Annotated in this window: 18 protein-coding genes; 6 read left to right on the forward strand and 12 right to left on the reverse strand. The window is 74.2% G+C overall.

Translation table 11 applies throughout. The features are described 5' to 3' along the window. Window positions 1-47 precede the first annotated feature (47 nt). Complete coding sequence (locus tag LGQ04_RS11330) at window positions 48-1,346, reverse strand: alkaline phosphatase (RefSeq protein ID WP_229243810.1); 1,299 nt, start codon at window positions 1,344-1,346, stop codon at window positions 48-50. A 242-nt stretch (window positions 1,347-1,588) separates the two neighbouring features. On the opposite strand from LGQ04_RS11330, the gene LGQ04_RS11335 reads away from it, so the two are divergent. Together LGQ04_RS11335 and hemQ are read left to right on the forward strand one after the other, a co-directional pair. Next, window positions 1,589-2,755: a ferrochelatase gene (locus tag LGQ04_RS11335; protein ID WP_229243811.1), complete on the forward strand. Its 1,167-nt coding sequence runs from the start codon at window positions 1,589-1,591 to the stop codon at window positions 2,753-2,755. 56 nt (window positions 2,756-2,811) lie between these two features. Beyond that, complete coding sequence (gene hemQ, locus LGQ04_RS11340; RefSeq protein WP_229243812.1) at window positions 2,812-3,561, forward strand: hydrogen peroxide-dependent heme synthase; 750 nt, start codon at window positions 2,812-2,814, stop codon at window positions 3,559-3,561. A 171-nt stretch (window positions 3,562-3,732) separates the two neighbouring features. On the opposite strand, the gene LGQ04_RS11345 is transcribed toward hemQ, so the two are convergent. Beyond that, window positions 3,733-5,598: a M48 family metallopeptidase gene (locus tag LGQ04_RS11345; RefSeq protein WP_229243813.1), complete on the reverse strand. Its 1,866-nt coding sequence runs from the start codon at window positions 5,596-5,598 to the stop codon at window positions 3,733-3,735. A gap of 171 nt (window positions 5,599-5,769) precedes the next feature. Between LGQ04_RS11345 and LGQ04_RS11350 the strand changes: the two genes are divergently transcribed. Next, window positions 5,770-6,606 carry a TspO-related membrane protein gene (locus LGQ04_RS11350; protein ID WP_229243814.1) on the forward strand — a complete coding sequence of 279 codons (837 nt, stop codon included), beginning with the start codon at window positions 5,770-5,772 and terminating at the stop codon, window positions 6,604-6,606. Here the strand turns inward: LGQ04_RS11350 and LGQ04_RS11355 are convergent. The 3 genes from LGQ04_RS11355 to LGQ04_RS11365 form a co-directional block, all read right to left on the reverse strand. Continuing rightward, window positions 6,597-7,892: a Glu/Leu/Phe/Val family dehydrogenase gene (locus tag LGQ04_RS11355; protein WP_372470049.1), complete on the reverse strand. Its 1,296-nt coding sequence runs from the start codon at window positions 7,890-7,892 to the stop codon at window positions 6,597-6,599. The genes LGQ04_RS11350 and LGQ04_RS11355 overlap by 10 nt on opposite strands. A gap of 72 nt (window positions 7,893-7,964) precedes the next feature. After that, a complete protein-coding gene (locus LGQ04_RS11360; protein ID WP_229243815.1) occupies window positions 7,965-8,768 on the reverse strand; it encodes an aldo/keto reductase in 804 nt (267 codons plus the stop codon). A 51-nt stretch (window positions 8,769-8,819) separates the two neighbouring features. Further along, on the reverse strand, window positions 8,820-9,581 hold the full coding sequence (locus LGQ04_RS11365; RefSeq protein ID WP_229243816.1) for a helix-turn-helix domain-containing protein: 762 nt from the start codon (window positions 9,579-9,581) through the stop codon (window positions 8,820-8,822). Window positions 9,582-9,633: 52 nt separating this feature from the next. Here LGQ04_RS11365 and LGQ04_RS11370 point away from each other — a divergent pair, with 52 nt between their 5' ends. Then, window positions 9,634-13,206, forward strand: coding sequence for a bifunctional proline dehydrogenase/L-glutamate gamma-semialdehyde dehydrogenase (locus LGQ04_RS11370; RefSeq protein ID WP_229243817.1), 3,573 nt, complete (start codon window positions 9,634-9,636; stop codon window positions 13,204-13,206). A 24-nt stretch (window positions 13,207-13,230) separates the two neighbouring features. Here LGQ04_RS11370 and LGQ04_RS11375 read toward each other — a convergent pair whose 3' ends face one another. From LGQ04_RS11375 to LGQ04_RS11400, 6 genes are all read right to left on the reverse strand, one after another. After that, window positions 13,231-14,247: a LacI family DNA-binding transcriptional regulator gene (locus LGQ04_RS11375; protein ID WP_229243818.1), complete on the reverse strand. Its 1,017-nt coding sequence runs from the start codon at window positions 14,245-14,247 to the stop codon at window positions 13,231-13,233. Window positions 14,248-14,318: 71 nt separating this feature from the next. Continuing rightward, the gene (locus tag LGQ04_RS11380) at window positions 14,319-15,836 is read right to left on the reverse strand and encodes a glycoside hydrolase family 1 protein (RefSeq protein ID WP_229243819.1); all 1,518 of its coding nucleotides are present in this window, start codon (window positions 15,834-15,836) and stop codon (window positions 14,319-14,321) included. Window positions 15,837-15,919: 83 nt separating this feature from the next. Further along, on the reverse strand, window positions 15,920-16,840 hold the full coding sequence (locus LGQ04_RS11385) for a carbohydrate ABC transporter permease (RefSeq protein WP_229243820.1): 921 nt from the start codon (window positions 16,838-16,840) through the stop codon (window positions 15,920-15,922). Next, entirely contained in the window at window positions 16,837-17,961 is a 1,125-nt protein-coding gene (locus LGQ04_RS11390; protein ID WP_229243821.1) for a carbohydrate ABC transporter permease, read from the reverse strand. The genes LGQ04_RS11385 and LGQ04_RS11390 overlap by 4 nt, the downstream gene beginning before the upstream one ends. Before the next feature lie 131 nt (window positions 17,962-18,092). Further along, entirely contained in the window at window positions 18,093-19,430 is a 1,338-nt protein-coding gene (locus tag LGQ04_RS11395; protein ID WP_229243822.1) for an ABC transporter substrate-binding protein, read from the reverse strand. A gap of 247 nt (window positions 19,431-19,677) precedes the next feature. After that, window positions 19,678-20,181 (reverse strand): DUF2505 domain-containing protein, encoded by a 504-nt coding sequence (locus LGQ04_RS11400; protein WP_229243823.1) that lies wholly within the window; start codon window positions 20,179-20,181, stop codon window positions 19,678-19,680. Window positions 20,182-20,268: 87 nt separating this feature from the next. On the opposite strand from LGQ04_RS11400, the gene LGQ04_RS11405 reads away from it, so the two are divergent. After that, the gene (locus LGQ04_RS11405; RefSeq protein ID WP_229243925.1) at window positions 20,269-21,756 is read left to right on the forward strand and encodes a sensor histidine kinase; all 1,488 of its coding nucleotides are present in this window, start codon (window positions 20,269-20,271) and stop codon (window positions 21,754-21,756) included. A 124-nt stretch (window positions 21,757-21,880) separates the two neighbouring features. On the opposite strand, the gene LGQ04_RS11410 is transcribed toward LGQ04_RS11405, so the two are convergent. Continuing rightward, on the reverse strand, window positions 21,881-22,129 hold the full coding sequence (locus tag LGQ04_RS11410; protein WP_100423592.1) for a WhiB family transcriptional regulator: 249 nt from the start codon (window positions 22,127-22,129) through the stop codon (window positions 21,881-21,883). 232 nt (window positions 22,130-22,361) lie between these two features. Between LGQ04_RS11410 and LGQ04_RS11415 the strand changes: the two genes are divergently transcribed. Next, the gene (locus LGQ04_RS11415; protein ID WP_229243824.1) at window positions 22,362-22,814 is read left to right on the forward strand and encodes a hypothetical protein; all 453 of its coding nucleotides are present in this window, start codon (window positions 22,362-22,364) and stop codon (window positions 22,812-22,814) included. The last annotated feature ends 5 nt before the right edge of the window (window positions 22,815-22,819 follow it).

Genomic DNA, 22,819 nt, shown 5'->3' on the forward strand with positions numbered 1-22,819 from the left:
CCCCCGGCGCACGCGTAGGCGCGAAACCCCGCGCGCGCGCGCGATGCTCAGCCGCGCCCGCGGCCGAGCATCGCGCGCAGCACGGCGTCGTGCACGTCGGTGTTGCGCTGCGCGCCGCCGAGCCGGTCGGCTCCGGGGCCCTGCGCGGTGATCGGCGTCGCCTCGCCCGTGTGGCCGCCCGTCGTCCAGTCGACCGTGAACTGCAGGTCCGTGCCCGCGACGTCGAACGGGCCGTCCTCGGACGTCGCGCCCTCCCCGCCCTCGTCCTCGTCGTCCACGTTCTCGATCGCCAGGCCACCGGTGGCGTGGTCACCGACGACGAGCACGAGCGTCCCGCGGTGACGGTCCGCGAAGTCCAGGGCGAGCGCGACGGTCTCGTCGAGCGCCTGCCCGGCCTGGATGGTGCGTGTCGCGTTGCTGCGGTGCGCGAACTCGTCGACGGCCTCCTCCTCGACGACGAGGAAGAACCCGTCGCGGTCGCGCGCGAGCGTGTCCAGCGCCTTCGCGGTCATGTCGACGAGCGGCACCTCGGGCTCGTACAGGTCGCCCTCGCCCTCGTTGCGCTGCTCGAACATCTCCTCGTTCGCGAACAGCCCGAGGAGCTTCCCGCGCCCGGCGGCGTCGAGACCTTCGGCGTCGCTCACGTACGTGTAGCCGAGGTCCTGCGCGCGCTCGACGAGGTTCCCCGCGGTGCCCTTGCTCTGCTCCGTCGGGTCCTTGGCGGGGTTGTCCTCCCACGCGCCCGGCTCGCCCGCCGGGAACCACCAGTCCTCGCCGCCGCCGAGGATCACGTCGGGACGGGACGACTCGAGGAACTGGCGCGCGATCTCGCTCTGGTCCCCGCGGTCGGGCACGTGGGCGCCGAACGCGGCGGGTGTCGCGTCGGTGACCTGCGCCGTCGTGACGAGGCCGGTCGCCTTGCCTGCTGCGCGGGCCCGCTCGAGGAGCGTCGGCACGGGCTCGCCGTCGACGTCGACTCCCACCGCGCCGTTGTACGTCCGCACCCCCGACGCGAACGCCGTCGCGCCGGCCGCGGAGTCGGTGACGGCGTCGTCGGGGTCTGCCGAGTCCGTCGTCGTCCAGCCGGCGTGCTCGAGCGTGTCCATCGCGAGCCGGCCGTCCTTCCCGACGGTCGCGAGGCGGACCACCTCGCGGTGCGACAGCCCGAGACCGTCGCCCTGGATGAAGATGACGTTGCGGGCGCGGTCGCCGTCGGGTCGGCCGTGCCCACGGTCGTCGTCCCGGCCGCCTCCCCGGTCGCCGGCCAGCGGCATCGTCAGCGCGAGCGCGGCCACCGCCGCGGCGCCGATCGTTCCTGTCCCGAACGTGGTGCGTCGTGCGTGCATGAGCTCTCCCTCGAGCGTCGCACCGGCACGGCACGCGACGGCGGGGTCGCCGTCGGTCGCGGCCGCGCCCGACGGCGTCGGTGCCGCCGGATCTCTTCACGCTAGGCCGGTGCCCTGCACCGGCAAGCCGGGACGGGTCGAATGCGCGACCCACGGAGGTGACAGGGTGTCCCGTCAATGTCACGTCCGTCGTGCCCGGTTCTCGTCGGGCGTGCTCGCGACCGGGTGGGATCATCGGGAGCATGCCCTCGTTCTCCCCCCAGGACGTCGCAGCCGACGCCACCCCCGACCTGCGCCCCTACGACGCGCTGCTGCTCTACTCGTTCGGCGGCCCCAACAAGCCCGAGGACGTCGTGCCGTTCCTGCGCAACGTCACGGCCGGCAAGGGCATCCCCGACGCCCGTCTCGAGGAGGTCGGCGAGCACTACTACGGCTTCGGCGGGAAGAGCCCCATCAACGAGCAGAACCTCGCGCTGAAGGCCGCGATCGAGGCGGAGCTCGCGCGGCGGGGCGTCGACCTGCCGGTCGTGTGGGGCAACCGCAACTGGGAGCCGTACACGGACGACGCGATCACCGAGCTCGAGGCCCTCGGGGCGCGGCGCACGGTCGCGCTCGTGACCAGCGCGTTCTCCTCGTACTCCGGCTGCCGCCAGTACCGCGAGGACCTCGCGGTCGTGCTCGAGAAGCGCGGGCAGCTCGACGACACCGGGTCCACCGGCGTGCAGTTCGACAAGGTCCGCTCGTACTTCAACCACCCGGGCTTCGCGCAGGCGAACGTCGACGCCGTGCTCGACGCCTACGCGGCGCTCGCGGAGCAGGGCGGGGACGGCTCGGCCGCGCGGCTCGTGTTCGTCACCCACTCCATCCCCGACACGATGGAGGCGGCGTCCCGCGTCGCGATGGCGACGTACTCCGAGCAGCACCTGGACCTCGCCCGCGTCATCGCCGCCCAGGTCTCTCAGCGCCTCGGGCACGACGTCGCGTGGGACCTCGCGTACTGCTCGCGGTCCGGCCCGCCGAGCCAGCCGTGGCTCGAGCCCGACGTCAACGACCACCTGGAGGAGATCGCGAAGGACGGCGTGCGCGACGTCGTGCTCTCCCCGATCGGGTTCGTGTCCGACCACATGGAGGTCGCCTACGACCTCGACACGGAAGCCCTGGAGACGGCCCGGGAGCTGGGCCTGACGGCGGTGCGCGCCGGGACGGTCGGCACGCGCGAGCCGTTCGTGCGGGGGCTCGTGGACCTGCTGGTCGAGCGTGCCGCGATCGCGCGCGGCGACGACGTCGCCGAGGCGACCGTGGGCGACCTGCCCCCGTTCCGGTCGGTGTGCGCGCCGGGCTGCTGCCTGCGTCGCGACGGCGAGCCGAGCGGCGTCCCCGCGCTGTGCAGCACCGACCTGTACTCCTGAGCACGCCCACCGCCGAGCACGACCACCCGCACCGCCGACGAGGAGACCGCAGTCCCATGAGCGACCAGCACGGAGGTGGCGCGGGCCGCGTCCCCGCCGACCACGACGAGATCAATGCGACGATCCGCTACGCGATGTGGTCGGTGTTCGCGACGGCGGCGCCGCTGCCCGCGAACGCCGAGGAGCGTGCGGCGCTGGTCACCGAGGCGCTCGACGCCGTGGGCGGCGGGGCGGACCCTGCGTCCACGGACGGCGACCTCGTGGTGCGCGGCTGGTACGACGTCGCGGGCCTGCGGTCGGACGCCGACCTCATGGTGTGGTGGCACGGCCCCACGATCGAGTCGGTGCAGGGCGCGTACCAGCGCCTGCGCCAGAGCGGGCTCGGGGCGCACCTGGAGCCGGTGTGGTCGAACGCGGCCCTGCACCGCCCGGCCGAGTTCAACCGGGGTCACGTCCCGGCGTTCCTCGCGGGCGAGGACCCCCGCGGGTACCTGTGCGTGTACCCGTTCGTGCGGTCGTACGACTGGTACCTGCTGCCCGACGCGGAACGTCGCACGATGCTGCGCGACCACGGCCTCGCGGCGAAGGACTACCCGGACGTGCGCGCCAACACGGTGTCGTCGTTCGCGCTCGGCGACTACGAGTGGATCCTCGCGTTCGAGGCCGACGAGCTGCACCGGATCGTCGACCTCATGCGCGAGCTGCGCGCCACGGAGGCGCGCCGGCACGTGCGCGAGGAGGTCCCGTTCTTCACCGGCCCGCGCACGAGCCTCACCGCCTGGGCGGACCGGCAGCCGTTCGCCTGACAGCGTGCCTTGGGCTCGGACCTCCGGGGACGACCTGAGGGGCGGCGACGGGTCTACCATCCGCGCCGCTCGTCCCTCGCGCCGCTCCCGCCAGACCCGCCACGACCCGCCGCCACCCCTCCGGTCGTACCCGGCTGGCACACGTCCCCCCGGTCGGTCCCGCGTGGTCGCTCAGGACGCCGCGACCGGGTCGGTGTCGCGCACGTAGGGGGTGACGAACGCGGCGAGCGCCTCGTTGCTGTCCTTCGTCAGCCGTTCGCCCGACCACGTCTCGTGCAGGGTCACGGTGGCGCCGCCGTGGAGGGTGAGGTCGACGCGCGCGGGCGTCACCTTGCGGACGACCGCCGCGTGGATCTGCTCGTAGGGCAGGAACCGGTGGGTGCGGGCGAGCTCGGCGACGGGTGCCGACCGTGCCAGGGCGGCCAGCCGGGCCTTGCCGCCCTCGGTCTTCTTGGGGCACGGCGCGAGGACGAGCCCGTTGTCGAGCACGAGGACGTCGTGCTGGGTCCCGTCGACCTTGACGTTGGCGAGGCCGCCCACGACCTGCCCGCCGTGCGCGGTGGCCTGTGCCGCGACCTGCGTGGCGGAGGCGACGTCGACACCGAGACCGGCGACCCGCTCCCGCGCCTCGGCCACGGTCGCGGGGTCGAGCGCGAGGCGGGCGACGTCCTCGAGGTCGAGGGGCGCGCCGTCGGGCCCGACCAGGGTCGCCGGTCCGGTCCACGAGAGGCGCCAGGCGGCGACGCCGGACGCGACGGCGGCGGCCCGCAGGGCCGCGGTGGTGGCGCCGACGAGCTCGGCGCGTGCCTCGTCGAGGGGCAGGCTCGGCACGGTGTCGCGGCGCACGGTGTCGTAGCCGCCTCCTGCGACGACGTCGAACCAGGTGTCGAGGCTCCCGCTGCCGGTCCCCGCGGCCCGGCCGACGGCGCGGTAGAGCCGGTCCGCGACCCGCTGGTCCTCGACGGGCATGGACCGGGCGACGAGCTCGTCCCAGCCCACCTGCTGCCGCGTGCCGTAGTCGACCTGCTCGTGGGCGACGCGTGCGGCGTGGTGCCAGAACGCGGGGACGAGCGCGGTGGCGGGCCGGTGGTCGAGGGGGGCGTCGGCGTCGGGCATCGTGTCCATGGCGGCGACGCGGGCGGCGATGGAGGGGTGGCTGTCCCACCGCGACTGCTCGGTGGGGGCGTGCTCCCGCATCTCGGCGAGGTCGCGCGACCGGCCCTGGAGGAGCTGTGCGAAGCCCTCGAAGACGGCGGTCGGCGCGGGCGCGTACCCGTGGTCCCAGCCGAGGGCCATGTACTGGCCGGTGTAGAAGCTCCAGGCGGAGTCGAGCGCGGGGATCTCGCGCAGCGTGGCCTGGGCGGTGGCGCGGCCCGCCACCCGGACGGACAGCTCGTCCGCCTCGAGCTCCTGGCGGCGGCTCACGGCGGCGGAGACCAGCAGGTAGAGGTGGGTGTAGTGCTTGAGCAGCCAGCCGACGACGTTGCCCTGGAGCTGCTGCACGGTGGCGACCATGGCCGCGCGCCCGCGGTACGCGAGGGGGCCGAGGCGCGTGTGCGAGCGCGAGTAGTGACCGAGCTCGTGCGCGAGCACCGAGCGGAGCTGCGCCGCCGTGAGGCCCTGCAGCAGCGGCACGCCGAGGAACAGGCGGCGCGTCCCGCCGACCAGGCCGAGCAGCTTCGTGTCCTCGCTGACGGCCGCGTTGACCTCGGCGACGAGGCGGATCTCGTCGGGCGCGCGGGTGTCGGCGACCTGGGCGAGGCTTCGGACGGTCGCCCACAGCTCGGGCGCGGCCGCCTCGTCGAGCAGGACGCCCGACGGCGGGTGCTTCTCCGCCCGGGCGACGCGCCACAGCGCGACCACGAGCCCCACCGCGACCGCGACGGTGAGGAACCCGAGCTTCGCGGCACCCGCCCCGGCGTGCTCGGAGAACGCCCACACGGTCGTGACACCGAGGCCGACGACGGCCCCGAGCGCGACGACGTAGAACCCCATGAGGAGGAGGATCGAGAGCGCGGCGCGCAGGGTGGTGGTCACGGTTCGCCTTTCACGTGCGCCGCACCGACGCGGCGACCTCGGCCGGGATCATAGCGGCGCCGCGGCTCGGCGCGTGACGGTCGTCCAGCACGCCTGCGCGCGAGGGTCCGGTCTGCGACGAGGAGTGCCTCCCAAGATGCTCAGCATGCTGAGGGATGTCACGCTGGCGTCATGACGACCGCCGCCACGCACCCTCCCGCAGCCCTCGCCCCGACACCCGCCGACCGCGTCCGCCAGGTCGTCGTGCTCGTCGGCTCCCTCGTCGCCGCCGGCGCCGCCGCCTACGGCGCCGGAGCCTTCGGCGGGCAGCCGATCCAGGACGCCGCCGGGGGAGCGCTGTCCGCCACCGCCACCCCCGTCGCCCCCGACAACCCCGCCTTCCGCATCTGGTCCGTCATCTACCTCGGACTGTTCGTCTTCGCCGTCTACCAGGTGCTGCCCAGCCGCGCCACGACGCCCCGGCTGCGCGCCACCGCCTGGTGGGTGCTCGCCTCCATGGTGCTCAACGCCGCCTGGATCGGCGTGGTCCAGGCGGGCTCCCTCGCCGCGAGCGTCGTCGTCATCGCCGCCCTCCTCGCCGTGCTCAGCGTCCTCGTCGTCCGGCTCGTGCGCCGCGCCCCCGACACCACCGCGCAGGCCGTCGTGCTCGACGGCACCACCGGCCTCTACACCGGCTGGGTGAGCGTCGCGACGCTCGCCAACGTCAGCGCCGCCCTCGCCGACGCACAGGTCGGCGACCTCGGGCTCGGCGCCACCGGCTGGTCCGTCGTCGTCCTCGCGCTCGCGGCGGCGCTCGCGGTCGCCTGGGCCACGTTCACCGCCGGGCGCCGCGCCCTCGCCCTCGGCATCGGCCTCGCGATGTCCTGGGGTCTCGCCTGGGTGGCCGTCGGGCGCTTCACCGGCCCGCTCGCCGACGAGACGGTCGGCTGGGCCGCGGTCGTCGCGTCCGCCGTCGCGCTCGGCGCCGGCGTCTGGGCCGCGACCCGCCGGCCCGCGCGTCAGGGGTAGAGCCCCCGGATCTGGTGGGCCTCGGCGACGCGCTGCACGCCGATGACGAGCGCGGCGTCGCGCAGGCTCAGCCCGTCGCGGCGGGCGAGTCCCGCGACCTCGTCGTAGGCGTGCAGCATGCGGTGCTCGAGCTTCTCCCCGATCTCGTGCTCGGTCCACCAGTACGCCTGGTTGGCCTGCACCCACTCGAAGTAGGACACGACGACGCCGCCCGCGTTCGCGAGGACGTCCGGGACGACGGTGACGCCGTTCGCGGCGAGGACGCGGTCGCCGTCGGCCGTCGTGGGGCCGTTGGCGCCCTCGACGACGAACCGGGCGCGCACGCGCGGGGCGGACGCGGCGTCGAGCACGCCGCCGACCGCGGCGGGGACGAGGACGTCGACGTCGAGGGCGAGCAGGGTGTCGTTGTCGATCGCGTCCGCGCGCTCGTACCCGAGCACGCTGCCGGTCGCGGCGACGTGCTCCACGAGGGAGCGCACGTCGAGGCCGTCCGGGTCGTGCACACCGCCGTACTGGTCGGAGACGGCGACGACCTTGGCGCCGCGGGCGGCGAACAGCGTCGCGGCGTGCGAGCCCACCTTGCCGAAGCCCTGGATCGCGACGCTGACGTGCGCGAGGTCCTCCCCGGCCTCGGCGAGCGCCGCGGCGGTGACGTGGACGACCCCGGCCGAGGTCGCCGTCGTGCGGCCGAGCGAGCCGCCGACGGTGATGGGCTTGCCCGTCACGACGGCCGGGATGGTGTACCCCTGGTTGACGGAGTAGGTGTCCATGACCCAGGCCATGGTCCGCTCGTTCGTGCCCATGTCGGGCGCCATGATGTCCCGCTCGGGGCCGATCACGGGCATGATCTCCGACGTGTAGCGGCGGGTGACGCGTTCCAGCTCGGCGTCGGAGTGCTCTCGCGGGTCGATCGCGACCCCGCCCTTGGCGCCCCCGTACGGGAGGTCGACGAGGGCGCACTTCCACGTCATCCACATGGCGAGGGCGCGCACCTCGTCGATGTCGACCCCGGGGGCGTAGCGCAGTCCGCCCTTCCCGGGCCCGCGCGACACGTTGTGCTGCACGCGGTATCCGTGGAACAGGACGGTGCGGCCGTCGTCGCGGCGCAGGGGGACGGCGACGTTGACCTCGCGGCGGGGCGTGGCGAGCATCTCGTGCAGGCCGGGGTCGTAGCCGAGGAAGTCGACCGCGCCGGCGAGCTGGGCGTGCGCGGTGGCGAGGGCGGAGCCGGCGTCGGCGGGCCGGGCCGTGGGCAGGGTCGTCTGGGGTGCTGACGTCGTCGTCACAGGTCCTCCGGGTCGAGGTGGTTCCCGGGCCCGGCGGGGGTGTGCCGGGCCCGGGATCACGGTACCGCGCGGTCAGTTCCCGAGGGCGTCCACGGCGGCGCGCTCGTCGTCGGTCAGGGTGAACCCGGCGACGTCGAAGTTCGCCTCGATGCGCTCCGGGGTGACGGACTTCGGGATGACGACGAACCCGTGGTCGAGGTGCCAGCGCAGCACCACCTGGGTGGGCGTGACGCCGTGGGCCGCGGCGACGTCGGCGAGGACGGGCGCGTCGAGGTCCGTGCGCTTGAACGGGCTGTACCCCTCCAGCACGACGCCGCGCGTGGTGAGGTCGTGGGCGAGGCGGTGGTCGTAGTCGGCGGGGCTCCAGGGGATCTGGTTCACGGCGGGGGTCTCGCCGACCTGCTCGGAGAGGATGTCCACCTGTTCGACCGAGTAGTTGCTCACCCCGATCGAACGGACCTTGCCCTCGTCCCGCAGCTCGACGAACCGCTCCCACACCCACGGCGACGCCTCGCCGGACGGCGGCCAGTGGATCAGCCACAGGTCGACGTAGTCCGTGCCGAGGTCGCGCAGCGACGCTTCCAGCGTCTCGCGCTCGCGCCCTGCGGCGTCCGGCGGCAGCTTCGTCGTGACGAACACGTCGCCGCGGTCGACGGACGACTCGGCGAGCGCCCGGCCCACCTGCGCCTCGTTGCCGTAGCCGGTCGCGGTGTCGACGTGGCGGTAGCCCACGTCGAGCGCGTGGCGCACGGAGCGGTACGCGTCGTCGCCCTCGGACTGCCACGTGCCGAGGCCGAGCAGCGGGATGTCTCCGCCGGGCAGCGTCGCCGTGGGGATGCGGGAGGGTCCCTGGCCTGTCGTTCCGGGTGTCGTCATGCCACCAGTCTTCGTGCCCGACGCCGTCCCTCGCCACCGGACGAGGCAGCGTCAGCCCGGGCGCGCGGTGCGGCGGCGGTACTGGGCGGGGGTCTCGCCGGTGAGTCGGGCGAACGTGCGCGTGAACGACGGCTGGTCGTAGAAGCCCGACGCCGCGGCGACCTCCGCGACGGTGCCGTCGCCCGCGGCGAGGAGCCGGGTCGCGCGGTCGACGCGCGTGCGCAGCACGAGCTGGCGCGGCGTCACGCCGTAGACGCGGCGCACACGGCGGTCGAGGGTCGCGGGGGTGCACCCGGCGGCGTCGGCGAGCCGCGCCGTCGTCCACCGCGCGCCGAGGTCCGCCTCGACGGCGGCGACGAGCGCGGCCACCGTCGCCATGGTCGCGTCGTCGGCCTCGCCCGCGCGCAGGTCGTGCGAGACGGACACGAGCCCGACGAGGGTGCCCGCGGCGTCGTGCACGGGCAGCTTCGCGGTGAGGAACCACCCGGACGTGCCGCCGAGGCGGCGGATGCGCTCGAGCTCGCCGCGCAGCGCGCGACCGGTGCGCAGCACCTCGGCGTCCTGCTGCTCGTACCGTTCGGCGAGCTGGGGCACGAACAGGTCGGCGGCCCGGCGGCCGAGCACGGCGCGCCGCGACCGTTCGCGGGTGCGTGCGACGAACACCGGGTTGACGGCGACGTACCGGCCGGTGACGTCCTTCGCGCAGAACATGGTGCCCGGCAGCTCGTCCATGAGCGCGACCATCGCCGGGCTGAGCGCCGCCAGGAGCGCCGCGCCCTCGGGCCAGGGGGTCTTGTCGTGGACCGGTGCCATGTCGCCCCGGATCGTACAAGACAGGCCCGTCCGGGCGGGGCAGGCTGGTGGGATGAGCGACGACGCCTCCTCTCCCGTGACCACCGACGTGCGCGGACCGGTCGCACCCGGACCGGACGCGCTCGTCGACGACGCGGTCGCCCTCGCGCGGCGCTGGCTCGCTGCGAGCGAGGGCGCGGGCAGCGCGCGCGAGCGGCGCACCGCCGAACGGCTCGGCGCGCTCGTCGCCGACCCCGCGGGCCTGGAGCTGGCCGTCCGGTTCGTCGACGACGTCGCGCGCCCCCAGGACGTGCGCGTCGCCGCCCGGGCGCTGGGCCGCCTGGGCGAGCTCGCGGGCGGCGCCGGGGCGTTCCTCGGGCCGGTCGACCGGACGCTGCTGCGCGCCGGCGCGGGCGTCGCGACCGTCCTGCCGTCGGTCGTCGTCCCGGCGGCGCGGGTGCGGCTGCGCCAGCTCGTCGGGCACCTCGTGGCCGACGCCGGGTCGGGCCTCGGCGCTCATCTCGCCCGGACGCGGGCGGAGGGCTACGCGCTCAACGTCAACCTGCTCGGCGAGGCGGTGCTCGGCGAGGACGAGGCGAACGCGCGCCTCGGGCGCACGATCGCGCTCGTCGAGCGGCCCGACGTCGACTACGTCTCGGTCAAGGTGTCGTCGGTCGCGTCGCAGCTCGTCACGTGGGACCTGGAGGGGTCGCGCGACCGCGTCGTCGAGCGGCTCGTCCCGCTGTACCGCGCGGCCCGCGACCACGGCACGTTCCTCAACCTCGACATGGAGGAGTACCGCGACCTCGCGCTCACCACGGCGGTCTTCCAGGCCGTGCTCGCGCGCGAGGAGCTCCGCGACCTCGAGGCCGGGATCGTCCTCCAGGCGTACCTGCCCGACGCGCTGGGCGCGCTCGACGAGCTCACGGCGTTCGCGGCCGAGCGCGTCGCGGCCGGCGGCGCGCCCGTCAAGGTACGTCTCGTCAAGGGCGCCAACCTCGCGATGGAGGCCGTCGAGGCCGAGCTGCACGGCTGGGCGCAGGCGCCCTACCCGACGAAGCGCGACGTCGACGCGAACTACGTGCGCCTCCTCGACCACGCGCTGCGCGCGCCCCGCACCGACGCGGTGCGGATCGGCGTGGCGAGCCACAACCTGTTTCACGTCGCGCTCGCCGTGCTGCTCGGCCGCGCGCGCGGGGTCAGCCACGCCGTCGACGTCGAGATGCTCCAGGGCATGGCGCCCGGCGAGGCGCGCGCGGTGCGCGACGAGGTCGCGCGCGACCGCGACCCCGGCGACCCGCGCACCGGTCGCGTCGTCCTCTACACCCCGGTCGTGCGCGACGAGGACTTCGACGTCGCGATCTCCTACCTCGTGCGACGCCTGGAGGAGAACGCCGCCGAGCAGAACTTCCTCCACGCCATGTTCGCCGGCGACGGCCGCACCGCGATGCAGCGCCAGGAGGACGCGTTCCGCGCGTCGGTCGACCTCGGGGTCCGGTACGCCGCGACCGACGTGACCCCGCGCCGTCGGGCCCGGGGACCGGTCCCCGGGTCGAGCGAGCCCGCCGAACCCCGGGTCGCTCGGCAGGATCCGGCCGCGGTGACGCGTAACCCGGGGTTCGGCAACGCCCCCGACACCGACCCCGCCGTCGCCGCGTCGCGCGACTGGGCGCGCCGCGTCACCGGCCCCGACAGCGGGGACGTCCCCGTCCGCACCCCCGAGCTCGCCTCCACGGCCGAGGTGGACGACGCCGTCGCGCGCGCCGAGCACGCCACCGCCGCCTGGTCGCGGGTCGCCCCGGCAGCGCGCGCCGCCGCCCTGCGCGCGATCGCCGCCCGCCTGGAGGAGGCCCGCACCGACCTCGTCGCCGCCATGGTGCACGAACCCGGCAAGACCGTCGCCGAGGCCGACCCCGAGGTGAGCGAGGCCGTCGACTTCGCCGCCTACTACGCCGACCGCGCCGCCGAGCTCGACCCCGCCTCCGGTGCGTACCCCGGCGCGACGTTCACGCCCGACGGCGTCACCCTCGTCACCCCGCCGTGGAACTTCCCCGTCGCGATCCCCGTCGGCGGAGTCCTCGCGGCGCTCGCGGCCGGCTCCGCGGTCCTCGCGAAGCCCGCACCGCCTACGCCCCGCTGCCTCGAGGTCGCGGTCGACGCCGTCCACGCTGGCCTGCGGGACGCCGTCGCCGCCGACCCGGCCCCGTTCGAGGCCGCCGGCCTCGGACCGGACGACGTGACCGGCGTCGTGCAGTACGTCCGCGTGCCCGACGACGAGCGGGGACGCCACCTCGTCTCCCACCCTGGCGTGGCGCGCGTCGTGCTCACCGGCTCCATCGAGACCGCCGAGCTGTTCGCGCGGTGGCGGCCCGACCGACCGGTGCTCGCCGAGACGTCGGGCAAGAACGCGCTCGTCGTCACGCCGTCGGCCGACCTCGACCTGGCCGTCGCCGACCTCGTGCGCTCCGCGTTCGGGCACGCGGGCCAGAAGTGCTCCGCGGCGTCCCTCGCGATCCTCGTGGGCTCCGCCGGCGACCCGCGAACCGAGACGGGCCGACGCGTCCGGCGCCAGCTCGTCGACGCCGTGCGGTCGCTCGCCGTCGGGCCCGCGACCGCGCTCTCCACGACCATGGGGCCGCTCACGGAACCGGCCTCGGGCAAGCTGCTGCGCGCCCTCACGACCCTCGAGGAGGGCGAGTCGTGGCTCGTCGAGCCGCGCTGCCTCGACGCGGGCGAGGACGGGACGGGGCGCCTGTGGACGCCCGGCCTCAAGGAGGGCGTGCGCCCCGGGTCGGCGTTCCACCTCACCGAGTACTTCGGACCCGTCCTCGGCCTCATGACCGCCGCGACCCTCGACGAGGCGGTCGAGCTGCAGAACGCCGTGCCGTTCGGGCTGACCGGGGGCATCCACAGCCTCGACGACGACGAGGTCGAGCGGTGGCTCGACGCCGTCCAGGTCGGCAACGCCTACGTCAACCGGCACATCACCGGCGCGATCGTGCAGCGCCAGTCGTTCGGCGGGTGGAAGCGGTCGTCCGTGGGCCCGGGCGCCAAGGCGGGCGGCCCGAACTACGTCGCCCAGCTCGGGACGTGGACCGACGCGGTGGCGACCGACGGCGCCGCGGACCTGCCGCCCGCGCGCGAGAGCGCACCCGACGCGTGGCTCGCCTGGGCCCGTGCGGACGACGCCCGCTGGTGGGACCGCGAGTTCTCCCGCGCGCACGACCCCAGCGCACTGCGCGCCGAGTCGAACGTGTTCCGCTACCGGCCCGTCGACCTGCTCACGGTGCGCGTCGGCGCCGACGCGTCACCCGTCGAGGTCGAGCGCGTGCTGCACGCCGCGCGGACCGCCGGGGTGCCGGTCGTCGTCCTGCCCGCGCCCGGGGCGCCCGCCGTGGGCGGTGCCCCCGGCACCGAGGTGAGCGACGCCGACCTCGCCGCGCGCGTGCGCGACGGCCGGGTGCGGGGGCGCGTGCGCGTCGTCGGCTCGTCGCCGGGGCTGCGGGAGGCCGCCGCCGAGCGCGTCGGCGACGTCACCGTGCTCGACCAGCCCGTCGTCGCGAGCGGCCGCCGCGAGCTCCTCACGGTCCTGCACGAGCAGGCCGTGAGCCGCACCATGCACCGCTACGGCCACGTGCGCGCCTGACCGCCACCTCGCGAGAACCGCGGGTCAGACGGAGTCGCGCTCCACGAGCTGCGGCGCGAGGACGAGCGACGCGGCGCCCCCGCGGTGGGCGACGAGGTCGAGCAGGATGTCCGTCGCCGTCCGCACCATCTCGACCATGGGGTTCTGCACCGTCGTGAGCGGAGGCGACGACGACGCGGTGTCGGTGAGGTTGTCGAAGCCGACGACCGAAACGTCGCCGGGCACGTCGCGACCGTGCCGGGCCAGCACGCGGATCGCGCCCTCGGCCATGAGGTCGGACGCGGCGAACAGCCCGTCGACGTCCGGGTGCTCCGCGAGGAGGCGCTCCATCGCGGCGGCGCCGCCGGACACGGCGAAGTCGCCGACCGCCACCGCGCCGTCGGGGAGGCCGACCTCCCGCATCACCTCGCGCCACCCGGCGAGGCGGTCCACGCCGGCCGTCATGTCCTGCGGGCCGGCGATCGTCGCGATGCGACGGCGCCCCGCCTCGACGAGCCGCCGCGCGGCGAGCCGGCCCCCCTCGACGTTGTCCACGTCGACGTACAGCAGGTCGGGCGTCGGGCGGAACGGCCGGCCGACGAACACGGCGGGGAGCCGGGTCGCGAGCAGGGCCTCCTCGAGCTCGTCGTCGCGGTGGTGCGACGCCACGATCGCTCCGTCCACGTGCCCGCTGCGCAGGTACCGCACGATGCGGCCCGGCTGCTCGTCGGGGCGTGCGAACAGCAGGACGAGCTGCAGGTCGGTGCCGCCGAGCGCCGCGCTCACGCCGCGCATCGTGCCCGCGAGGAACGGGTCGGTGAGGATGCGCTCGTCGGGCTCGGGCACGACGAGCGCGATCGAGTCGGTGCGCCGGGTGACGAGGGAGCGGGCGGCCCGGTTGGGCGTGTAGCCCAGCTCGGCGACGGCGGCGTCGACCGCGGCCTGCGCCTCGGGGGAGACCCGCAGCCCGCCGTTGATCGCGCGCGACGCCGTCGAGCGCGAGACCCCCGCGGCCTGGGCCACCTCGTCCAGCGTCGGCGCGGTGCTCGGGGTGGTGCTCATCCGCCCAGTATCCCGCGCCGACGCCGTGGTCCGCGCCGTCGCATCGCGGACGGTCACCGGCGCGTCGGCCATCAGCTCACCTCGTCGTCCCTGGCCGGGATCGCGTTCTCGCGGGCCACCCGCGCGTACCAGCGGCCGCTCGCCTTCACGGTGCGCTCCTGGGTCTCGTAGTCCACGCGGACGATGCCGAACCGCTTGGTGTACCCGAGGGCCCACTCGAAGTTGTCGAGCAGTGACCAGGCGAAGTAGCCCCGCACGTCGGCGCCCGCGTCGACCGCGTCCTTCGTCGCGCGCAGGTGCGCGTCGAGGAAGTCGAGGCGGTCCTGGTCGTCGACCGACCCGTCGGCCTCGACGACGTCCGGGTAGGCGGCGCCGTTCTCCGTGACGTACATCGCGACGCCGCGCGGTCCCGTGTACTCGGCCTGCAGGCGGGTGAGCAGGCGCGTCAGCCCTTCCGGCTGCACCTCCCAGCCCATGTCCGTGAGCGGCAGCCCGCGCGAGCGCCCGTGCGCGTCGTCGGCGGCCGGGTACGGGGACGACGTCGCGCGGACCGGCGCGTCGTCCGTCGCCTCGTCCCGCACGCCCTCGGGACGAGTGCCGCCGTCGCTCTCGCCCGGCTCCTGCGGGCGGCCCGCGAACGCGCCCCCGTTGTAGTAGTTCACGCCGAGGGTGTCGATCGGCGTGGACACGATCTCCAGGTCGCCGTCGCGCACGTGGTCGAGCAGCCCGTAGGGCGCGACGTCGTCGAGGACGTCCTGCGGGTAGGCGCCGCGGAAGATCGGGTCGAGGAAGATGCGGTTGAACTGGCCGTCGACCCGGCGTGCGGCGTCGACGTCGGCGGGGTCCTGCGGGTCGACCGGGTCGGCGACGGTGAAGTTCAGGGTGATGCCGAGGTTCGCCTGGGGGGCGCGATCGCGCAGCGCCTGCACCGCGAGGCCGTGGCCGAGGAGGAGGTGGTGCGCGGCGGCGAGCCCGTCCTCGCGGGACTGCCGGCCGGGCGCGTGCACGCCCGCGGTGTAGCCGAGGAACGCGGAGCACCACGGCTCGTTGAGGGTGGTCCACACCCCGACGCGGTCCCCGAGCGCCTCGTGCATCGTCACCGCGTACTCCGCGAACCGGGAGGCGGTGTCGCGGTTCGTCCAGCCGCCGCGCTCCTCGAGCGCCTGCGGCAGGTCCCAGTGGTACAGCGTGATCCAGGGGAGGATCTCGGCACCCAGCAGCTCGTCGACGAGCCGGTCGTAGAACGCGAGGCCCGCCGGGTTGACCGCGTCGCCGTCCGGGCGGACGCGCGCCCACGAGCTGGAGAAGCGGTAGGCCCCGAGGCCGATCTCGCGCATGAGCGCCACGTCGTCGCGGTACCGGTGGTAGTGGTCGCACGCGACCTCGCCGTCGTCGCCGTTCACGACGGCGCCCGGCACCCGGCAGAACGTGTCCCACACCGAGTCCGTCCGCCCGTCGGTGTGACCGGCGCCCTCGACCTGGAAGGCGGCGGTCGCGGCCCCCCAGAGGAAGCCCTGCGGCATCGGGACGCGGCCCGTCGCGGTGGCCGGGTTCGGGTCGAGGGGCGTGGTCGGGACGAAGAGGGTCATGGTCGATTGTCCTTCTCGGGAGCGGAGGTGCGCGCGGGCGCCACGCGGTGGCGCCCGCGCCGGGAAGCGTCGGGCCGGGGCGGTCAGCCCTTGACGGCGCCCTGCATGATGCCGGCGACGAGCTGACGACCCGTGAAGACGAAGATCACGATGAGCGGCAGCGTCACGAGGAAGATCCCCGCCATGACCAGCGAGTAGTCGACGAAGAAGTTCGACTGCAGGGACCGCACGACGAGCGGCAGCGTGGGGTTGTTCTGGTTGAGCACGATCGACGGCCAGAAGAAGTTCGTCCACTGCTGCACGAACGTGAACAGGCCGAGCATCGCCGCGGCCGGCCGGGCCGCCGGCAGGGCGATCGACCAGAACGTGCGGAACATCGACGCACCGTCGACGCGAGCCGCCTCGATGAGCTCGTACGGCAGCGCCTCGCCCAGGTACTGGGTCATCCAGAACACGCCGAACGCGGTGACGAGCGCGGGCACGATCACGGCCTGGAGCTTGCCGATCCACCCGAGGTCCGACATGAGGATGTACATCGGGATGACGCCGAGCTGCGTCGGCACGGCCATCGTCGCGATGACGAACACGAGCAGGGGCCCGCGCCCGCGGAAGCGCAGCTTGGAGAACGAGAACCCGGCCAGCGTGGAGAACAGCACGACCGACAGCGACGTGATCACCGAGATGACCACGGAGTTCCACGCGGCCTTCCAGAAGTTGATCGCGTCGGAGCCCATGACGTCGGAGAACCGGTCGAGCAGGCTCGCGTCGGGCAGGAGCTGGGGGAGCGCGCTGCGGGAGATCTCCTCGGGCGTCGACGACCCGAGGATGAGCGTGAAGTAGAGCGGGAAGACGGAGATCAGCAGGACGACCCCGAGGATCGTGTACGTGACCCAGCGGGGGCGGCGCTGCGCGCCTCCCACGTGCTTGCCCGCCCCGCGCCGGCGGGCGGCGGCGCGCGCCGCGCCGGGTCCGGCGGTCTGGGCGACGACGGGGACGGAGCTCATCGCTTCCTCCGATCGGTGGTGCCGGGCGTCGTGGCGCCCGTCGTGTCCGCGGGCGGTCGGCTCCCGGCGGTGCTCGCGTTGGCGGCGAGCAGGGCACGGGCCTGGGCGGCGCGTCGTCGCCGCTCGCGCCGTGACCCGCCGGGTGGTGCGGCCGAGCTCGCGATGCGGCGCGTGGCGAGGAAGTTCACCATGCCGATGAGCAGGATGAGGAGGAACAGGAGCCACGCGACGGCGGCCGCGCGGCCGAAGTTCTTCTGGTTGCCCCACGCGACGTCGTAGAGGTAGAGCACGGTGGTCATCCACTGGCGGTCGGCGCCGCCGAGACCCTGCGCGTCGAACATGCGCGGCTCGTCGAAGATCTGCAGGCCGCCGATGGTGGAGGTGATGACGACGAAGATGATCGTGGCGCGGATCTGCGGGACCGTCACGGAGAAGAACTGCCGCACGCGGCCCGCGCCGTCGATGATCGCGGCCTCGTAGAGCTCGCGCGGCACGGCCTGCATGGCCGCGAGGAAGATGAGGGCGTTGTACCCCGTCCAGCGGAAGTTCACCATCGACGCGATGGCCACGTGGCTCGCGAGCGGGTCCGCGTGCCAGCGCACCGGGTCGACCCCCACGAGCCCGAGGAGCTCGTTGATGAGGCCGTACTGGTCGGCGAAGAGGCGGCCGAAGATCATCGACACGGCCACGGGCGCCACGACGTAGGGGAGCAGCACGCCCATGCGCCAGAAGGTCGCGGCGCGCAGGTTCTGGTCGAGCATCGCGGCGATCGCGATGGCCGCGATCACCTGCGGCACGGACGACAGCAGGAAGATCGACGCCGTGTTGCGCAGCGACTTCCAGAACGTCGGCTGCGCGAGCACGTCCGTGTAGTTCTGCAGGCCCACGAAGTCGCCCTGCCCGCCCAGGAGGTTCCACTCGTACACCGACACGACCGCGGTGTAGACGAGCGGGAACAGCCCGGTGATCGCGAAGATCAGGAAGAACGGCGAGATGTACAGGTAGGGGGAGACCTTCACGTCCCAGCGGCTCAGGCGCTGGGTGAAGCCGACGCGGCGCGGCGGTCGGTCGGTCGGCCCGTGGAGCCCCGGCGGGGGCTGGGTGGGGGTGAGGACGGCCATGGTGAGTTCCTGTGCGGCGGGTCGCGCCGGCGGGGTCACGACGGCGCGGGTGCGGTGGGCGGGCGGGGTGCGCCCGAGGACGCACGGCGGGGGCCGGGCCGACGCGCGTGCGCCGGCCCGGCCCCGTCAGGTCACAGACCCAGGTCCTGGAAGGACTGGAGGGTCTTGTCCCACGAGGACGCGGCGTCGTCGGTCTTCTCGACGTCGACACGCTTGATGCCGTCCTGCACGGTCGTGTGGATCGTGAAGTAGTTCGGGCCCTTGTACGGGGCGCCGTCGATCGCGAGGGCGCGGTTGACGAAGATCTCGCCCACCGGCGCGTCGTTGAAGAAGTCGTTCGTGAACGCCTGCACCGCCTCGGACTCCTGCGCGTCGACCTGCGACGGGAACGTCCCGGCGTTCTCGAACGCGGTGGTCTGCTGCGCGGGGTCGGTCAGCCACGCGGCGAGCTCCTTGGCCGCCTCGGCGTGCGGGCCCGAGGCCGGGACCGTGAGGAACGAGCCGCCCCAGTTGAGGCCGCCGCCGGGGAAGACGTCGGCGACGTTCCAGCCGGTGACACCGCCCGCGCGCTCCTCGACCGGACCGGTCATCCACGCGGGGCAGACCATCGTCGCGAAGCCGTCGTTCTGGAACGCGGCGTCCCAGTCTCCGGACCACTGCTCGAGGCCCGCGGAGAGCTCGTTCGTCGTGGACTGCTCCAGCACGGTGTTGTACATGTCGATGATCGGCTGGTTGCTCGCGAGGTCCTTCGGCGTGCCGTCGGACTCCTCGTAGGCGTTGTCGATCTGGTTGACCATGGCCTGGGAGATCGACATCGCGGAGTCGTACCACGCGGCGTCGCTCGCCTCGACGAACGTCGCGCCCGCGGCGAAGTAGTCGTCCCACGTGGCGTCCTCGCCGCCGAGCAGCTCGGCCACCTCGGCCGGGTCGGTCGGGAGGCCGGCGGCCTCGAAGAGGTCCTGGCGGTAGCAGATCGCGCTCGGGCCGATGTCGGTCCCGTAGCCGAAGACCATGCCGTCCTCGGTGGTCGCCTGCTGGACCTTCCAGTCCACCCAGCGGCCGTCGAGCGAGTCGTCGCTGAGGTCGGTGAAGAGGTCGGGGTACTGCATGAGCTCGGGGAGCCAGTCGACCTCGATGGCCTCGATGTCGGCCAGGCCCTCGCCGCCGGCGGCGAGCTTGGTCGTGAGGTTGGTGCGCGCGTCCTCGGCCTTGGCGGCCTTGGTCTGCTTCACCGTGACGTTGGGGTGCTCCTCGCTGTACGCCGCGAGGAGCTCGTCGGTGTAGCCGAAGTCGTTGAACGTGGCGACGGTGAGCGTGATCTCCTCGTCGGAGGTCCCGGTCTCGGCGCTGTCGTCGTCCGATCCGGAGCCGCTCGAGCACGCGGTGAGGGTGAGGGTGAGGGCCGCGAGGCCCGCGACGGCGGACACCGTCGTGCGGGACCGGCGGGTCGTACGGGTGCTGCTCAGCACGGTGACTCCCTTGTCGGTGGGCGGGTGGTGGATGTCGGTGGCTTGGTAGCGCTCTCACACCCGAGTGGTAGCGCTTCCACGAACGTGGGACCGATCGTGCTCGGGGGCGGGTGCGGTGTCAAGCCTCCGGAGTGGACGCGTCGTGGTGGTCGCGCTCCCACACGTGCGTCGTCGCAGGTCAGCGAGCTGCGCTGGTCTCAGCCGAGGACCATGGTCCCCGACATCGTTATGCGTTCGAGACCGACTCTCAGCGGGTCAGCCACTCCTGGCCGGCGTCTTCCTCGGCGGACAGCGCCGTGCGCACCGCCTCGGCCGCCGCCTCCTCGATCGCGCCGCCGAACAGCGGGACCGAGGCCTTCACCTCGCCGTCGTACGACTGCACCGTGGTCCCGTCCGGCGCGGCCCGGAGCCGCACCGTGCCGGTGAGGCGCACCGGCGCACCGGTGATCTCCAGGGACACGGTCCCCGCGCGGACGTCGTCGCCCTCCGGCTCCCACGCCTCGGCCTGCCGGATCTCCAGGCGCCCGCCCACGAACGCGCGCACGTGCGACGGGATCTGGTCCGTCGGCAGGGTGCGGCGGACCACGACCGTGAAGGACCCCGCGGCCTCGCCCGTCACGTCCACGAGCTCGACCGACGCTCCCGGCCCGCCCGACCGCTCGGCCCGCCAGCGCACGAACGACTCGTCCGCGAGCATCGCGCCGACACGGTCGACCGTCGCGGGGTAGCGCAGCTCGACGCTCAGGTGCACGGGTCCTCCCTCGGGTGCGGCCCCGTCGGCGGGGCCCACGGGGACTCTAACGGTCCGGGCCCAACTACGCTGGGGTCCGTGTCTGCCATGAGTGACCTCATCTCCCGCCACGCGGACCTCGACGCCGCGGACAACGAGTGGCTCCACCTCCTCGTCGGGGACTGGCAGGTGATCTCGGACCTCGCGTTCGCCGACCTCGTCCTGTGGCTGCCCACGCACGACGGCAACTTCGTGGCGCTCTCGCAGTGCCGCCCCTCCACCGGGGCCACCGTGCACTACGACGACATCGTCGGGTCGCTCGCCCCCGACGGGCAGCGGCCCCAGCTCGAGCGCGCCCTCACCGAGGCCCGGTCGCAGCGCTCGCGCGAGCCGCGCTGGTTCGGCGCCTACGCGGTCCGCGAGGAGGCGATCCCCGTGGTGCACAAGGGCCGGCCGGTCGCGGTCGTGGCCCGGCAGACCAACCTCGGCAGCGGCCGCACGCCCAGCCGGCTCGAGCTGAACTACGTCGAGGCGGCCGACGACCTCATCGCGATGATCTCGCGCGGCGAGTTCCCGTTCCCCAACGCGGCGACGGGCCCGCGCCGGGGCGCGCCCCGCGTGGGCGACGGGCTCATCCGGCTCAACTCGGAGGGCGAGGTCCTGTACGCCAGCCCCAACGCGCTGAGCTGCTTCCACCGCCTCGGCGTCATCGGCCCGCTCGTCGGGCGCTCGCTCGCCGAGGTCACGGCCGACCTCGTGGAGCACCAGACGCCCGTCGACGAGTCGTTGCCGCTCGTCGTCATGGGTCGCGCGCCGTGGCGCACGGAGATCGAGGCGCAGCGCGTCGCGCTGTCGCTGCGCGCGCTGCCGCTCACCGAGTCCGGCCAGCGCATCGGTGCCGTGCTCCTGTGTCGCGACGTCTCCGAGCTGCGCCGCCGCGAGCGCGAGCTCATCACCAAGGACGCGACGATCCGTGAGATCCACCACCGCGTGAAGAACAACCTCCAGACGGTCGCGGCGCTCCTGCGTCTCCAGGCACGCCGCATGGACGTGCCCGAGGCGCGCGCCGCGCTCGAGGAGGCGATGCGCCGCGTCGCCACCATCGCCCTCGTCCACGAGAGCCTGTCCCAGACCCTCGACGAGGAGGTCGAGTTCGACGACATGGTCGGCCGGGCGCTGCGCCTCGCGGCCGACGTCGCGTCGGCGGGGACGAGCGTCCGCACGGTCCGCACGGGCAGCTTCGGGCTCGTGCCCGCCGAGGACGCCACCCCCCTGGCGCTCGTGCTCACGGAGCTCGTGACGAACGCCGTCGAGCACGGGCTCGCGAAGCAGGAGACGGGGACCGTCGAGGTGGCGGTCGAGCGCGACGGCTCGGCGGTGCGGATCGTCGTCGCGGACGACGGCGTCGGGATGCCGGACGGCGACGTCGCGCGCGCGGGCCGCGCCGCGAAGAGCGGGCTCGGGTCGCAGATCGTCCAGACGCTCGTGACGAACGAGCTCCGCGGCACGATCGAGTGGGGCGACCGCCCCGGCGGGGGCACGCAGGTGGTGCTCCAGCTCGTGCTGCGCGACGGCAGCGGGTCGCGGCAGTCCTGAGCGGTCGCCCTCGGCACGTGCGGTCGTCGGGCACGGCGAAGGGCCGCCACCCGGGTGGGTGGCGGCCCTTCGTCAGGTCTCGCGAGGTGTCAGGCCGTGCGGGCCGTGCTCGACGTCGCGGGTGTCAGCCGGCGCGGCGGGCGCGCGCGGTGCGGCGCTTGAGCGCGCGGCGCTCGTCCTCCGACAAGCCGCCCCAGACGCCGGCGTCCTGACCGGACTCGATGGCCCACTTCAGGCACGTGTCGACGACGTCGCACCGGCGGCACACGGCCTTCGCCTCCTCGATCTGCAGGATCGCGGGGCCGGTGTTGCCGATCGGGAAGAACAGCTCGGGGTCTTCGTCCAGGCATGCTGCGCGGTGGCGCCAGTCCATGATGATCTCCTCGGCGGTGAGAGCCTGGCGCAGGGATGGTGCTGCGCGGAGTGGGGGCACCGCGATGCCAGGCTCGACGCGGGTCAGGTGCGGGGGGTGATTGATGCTTGAACCAGGTTCACACCTCGTGAAGGGCAGCACAAGGGGTTACGCAGAAGTTTCCTCCGCGTGAACCGTGAGGTGTTCGTCACACACCTGTGAAGGCCCAGGTCGCGGCGTAGGGTGGTGGATCGTGCCCCCCCGAACACCCCCCAGCACGCCGCCCGGACCGACCGACGACGCGACTGCGCAGACCGGTCCGCGCCCCCCTGCGCTCCTCGCGCTCGTCGCCGGGATCGGGCTCGAGGTGCTCGCTCTCGCGGCCGGTGCCGTGCTCGTCCTCGTCGAGCTCGTGGCCGGGCGGTCGATGTCCCTCGGGGTGAGCCTGTTCCTCGTCGTCTTCGCGCTCGGCGTCGCCGCCCTGCTCGCCGCGTGCGTGCGCGGACTCCTCCAGGGCCGGCGATGGGCGAGGTCCCCGGTCGCGACCTGGCAGATCCTCCAGGGGGTCGTCGCGGTGAGCTCGATCCAGGTCGGTGCCACGCCCTGGGCGCTCGTGGCGCTGGCGCTGGCGGTCGTCGTCCTCGTCCTCCTCATGCTCCGCCCGGTGGTGGAGTCCACGACCCGCGACGCGCGACCGTCCGCCTGACCGTC

The sequence above is a fragment of the Cellulosimicrobium marinum genome (assembly GCF_020551945.1).
Classification (GTDB): domain Bacteria; phylum Actinomycetota; class Actinomycetes; order Actinomycetales; family Cellulomonadaceae; genus Cellulosimicrobium; species Cellulosimicrobium marinum.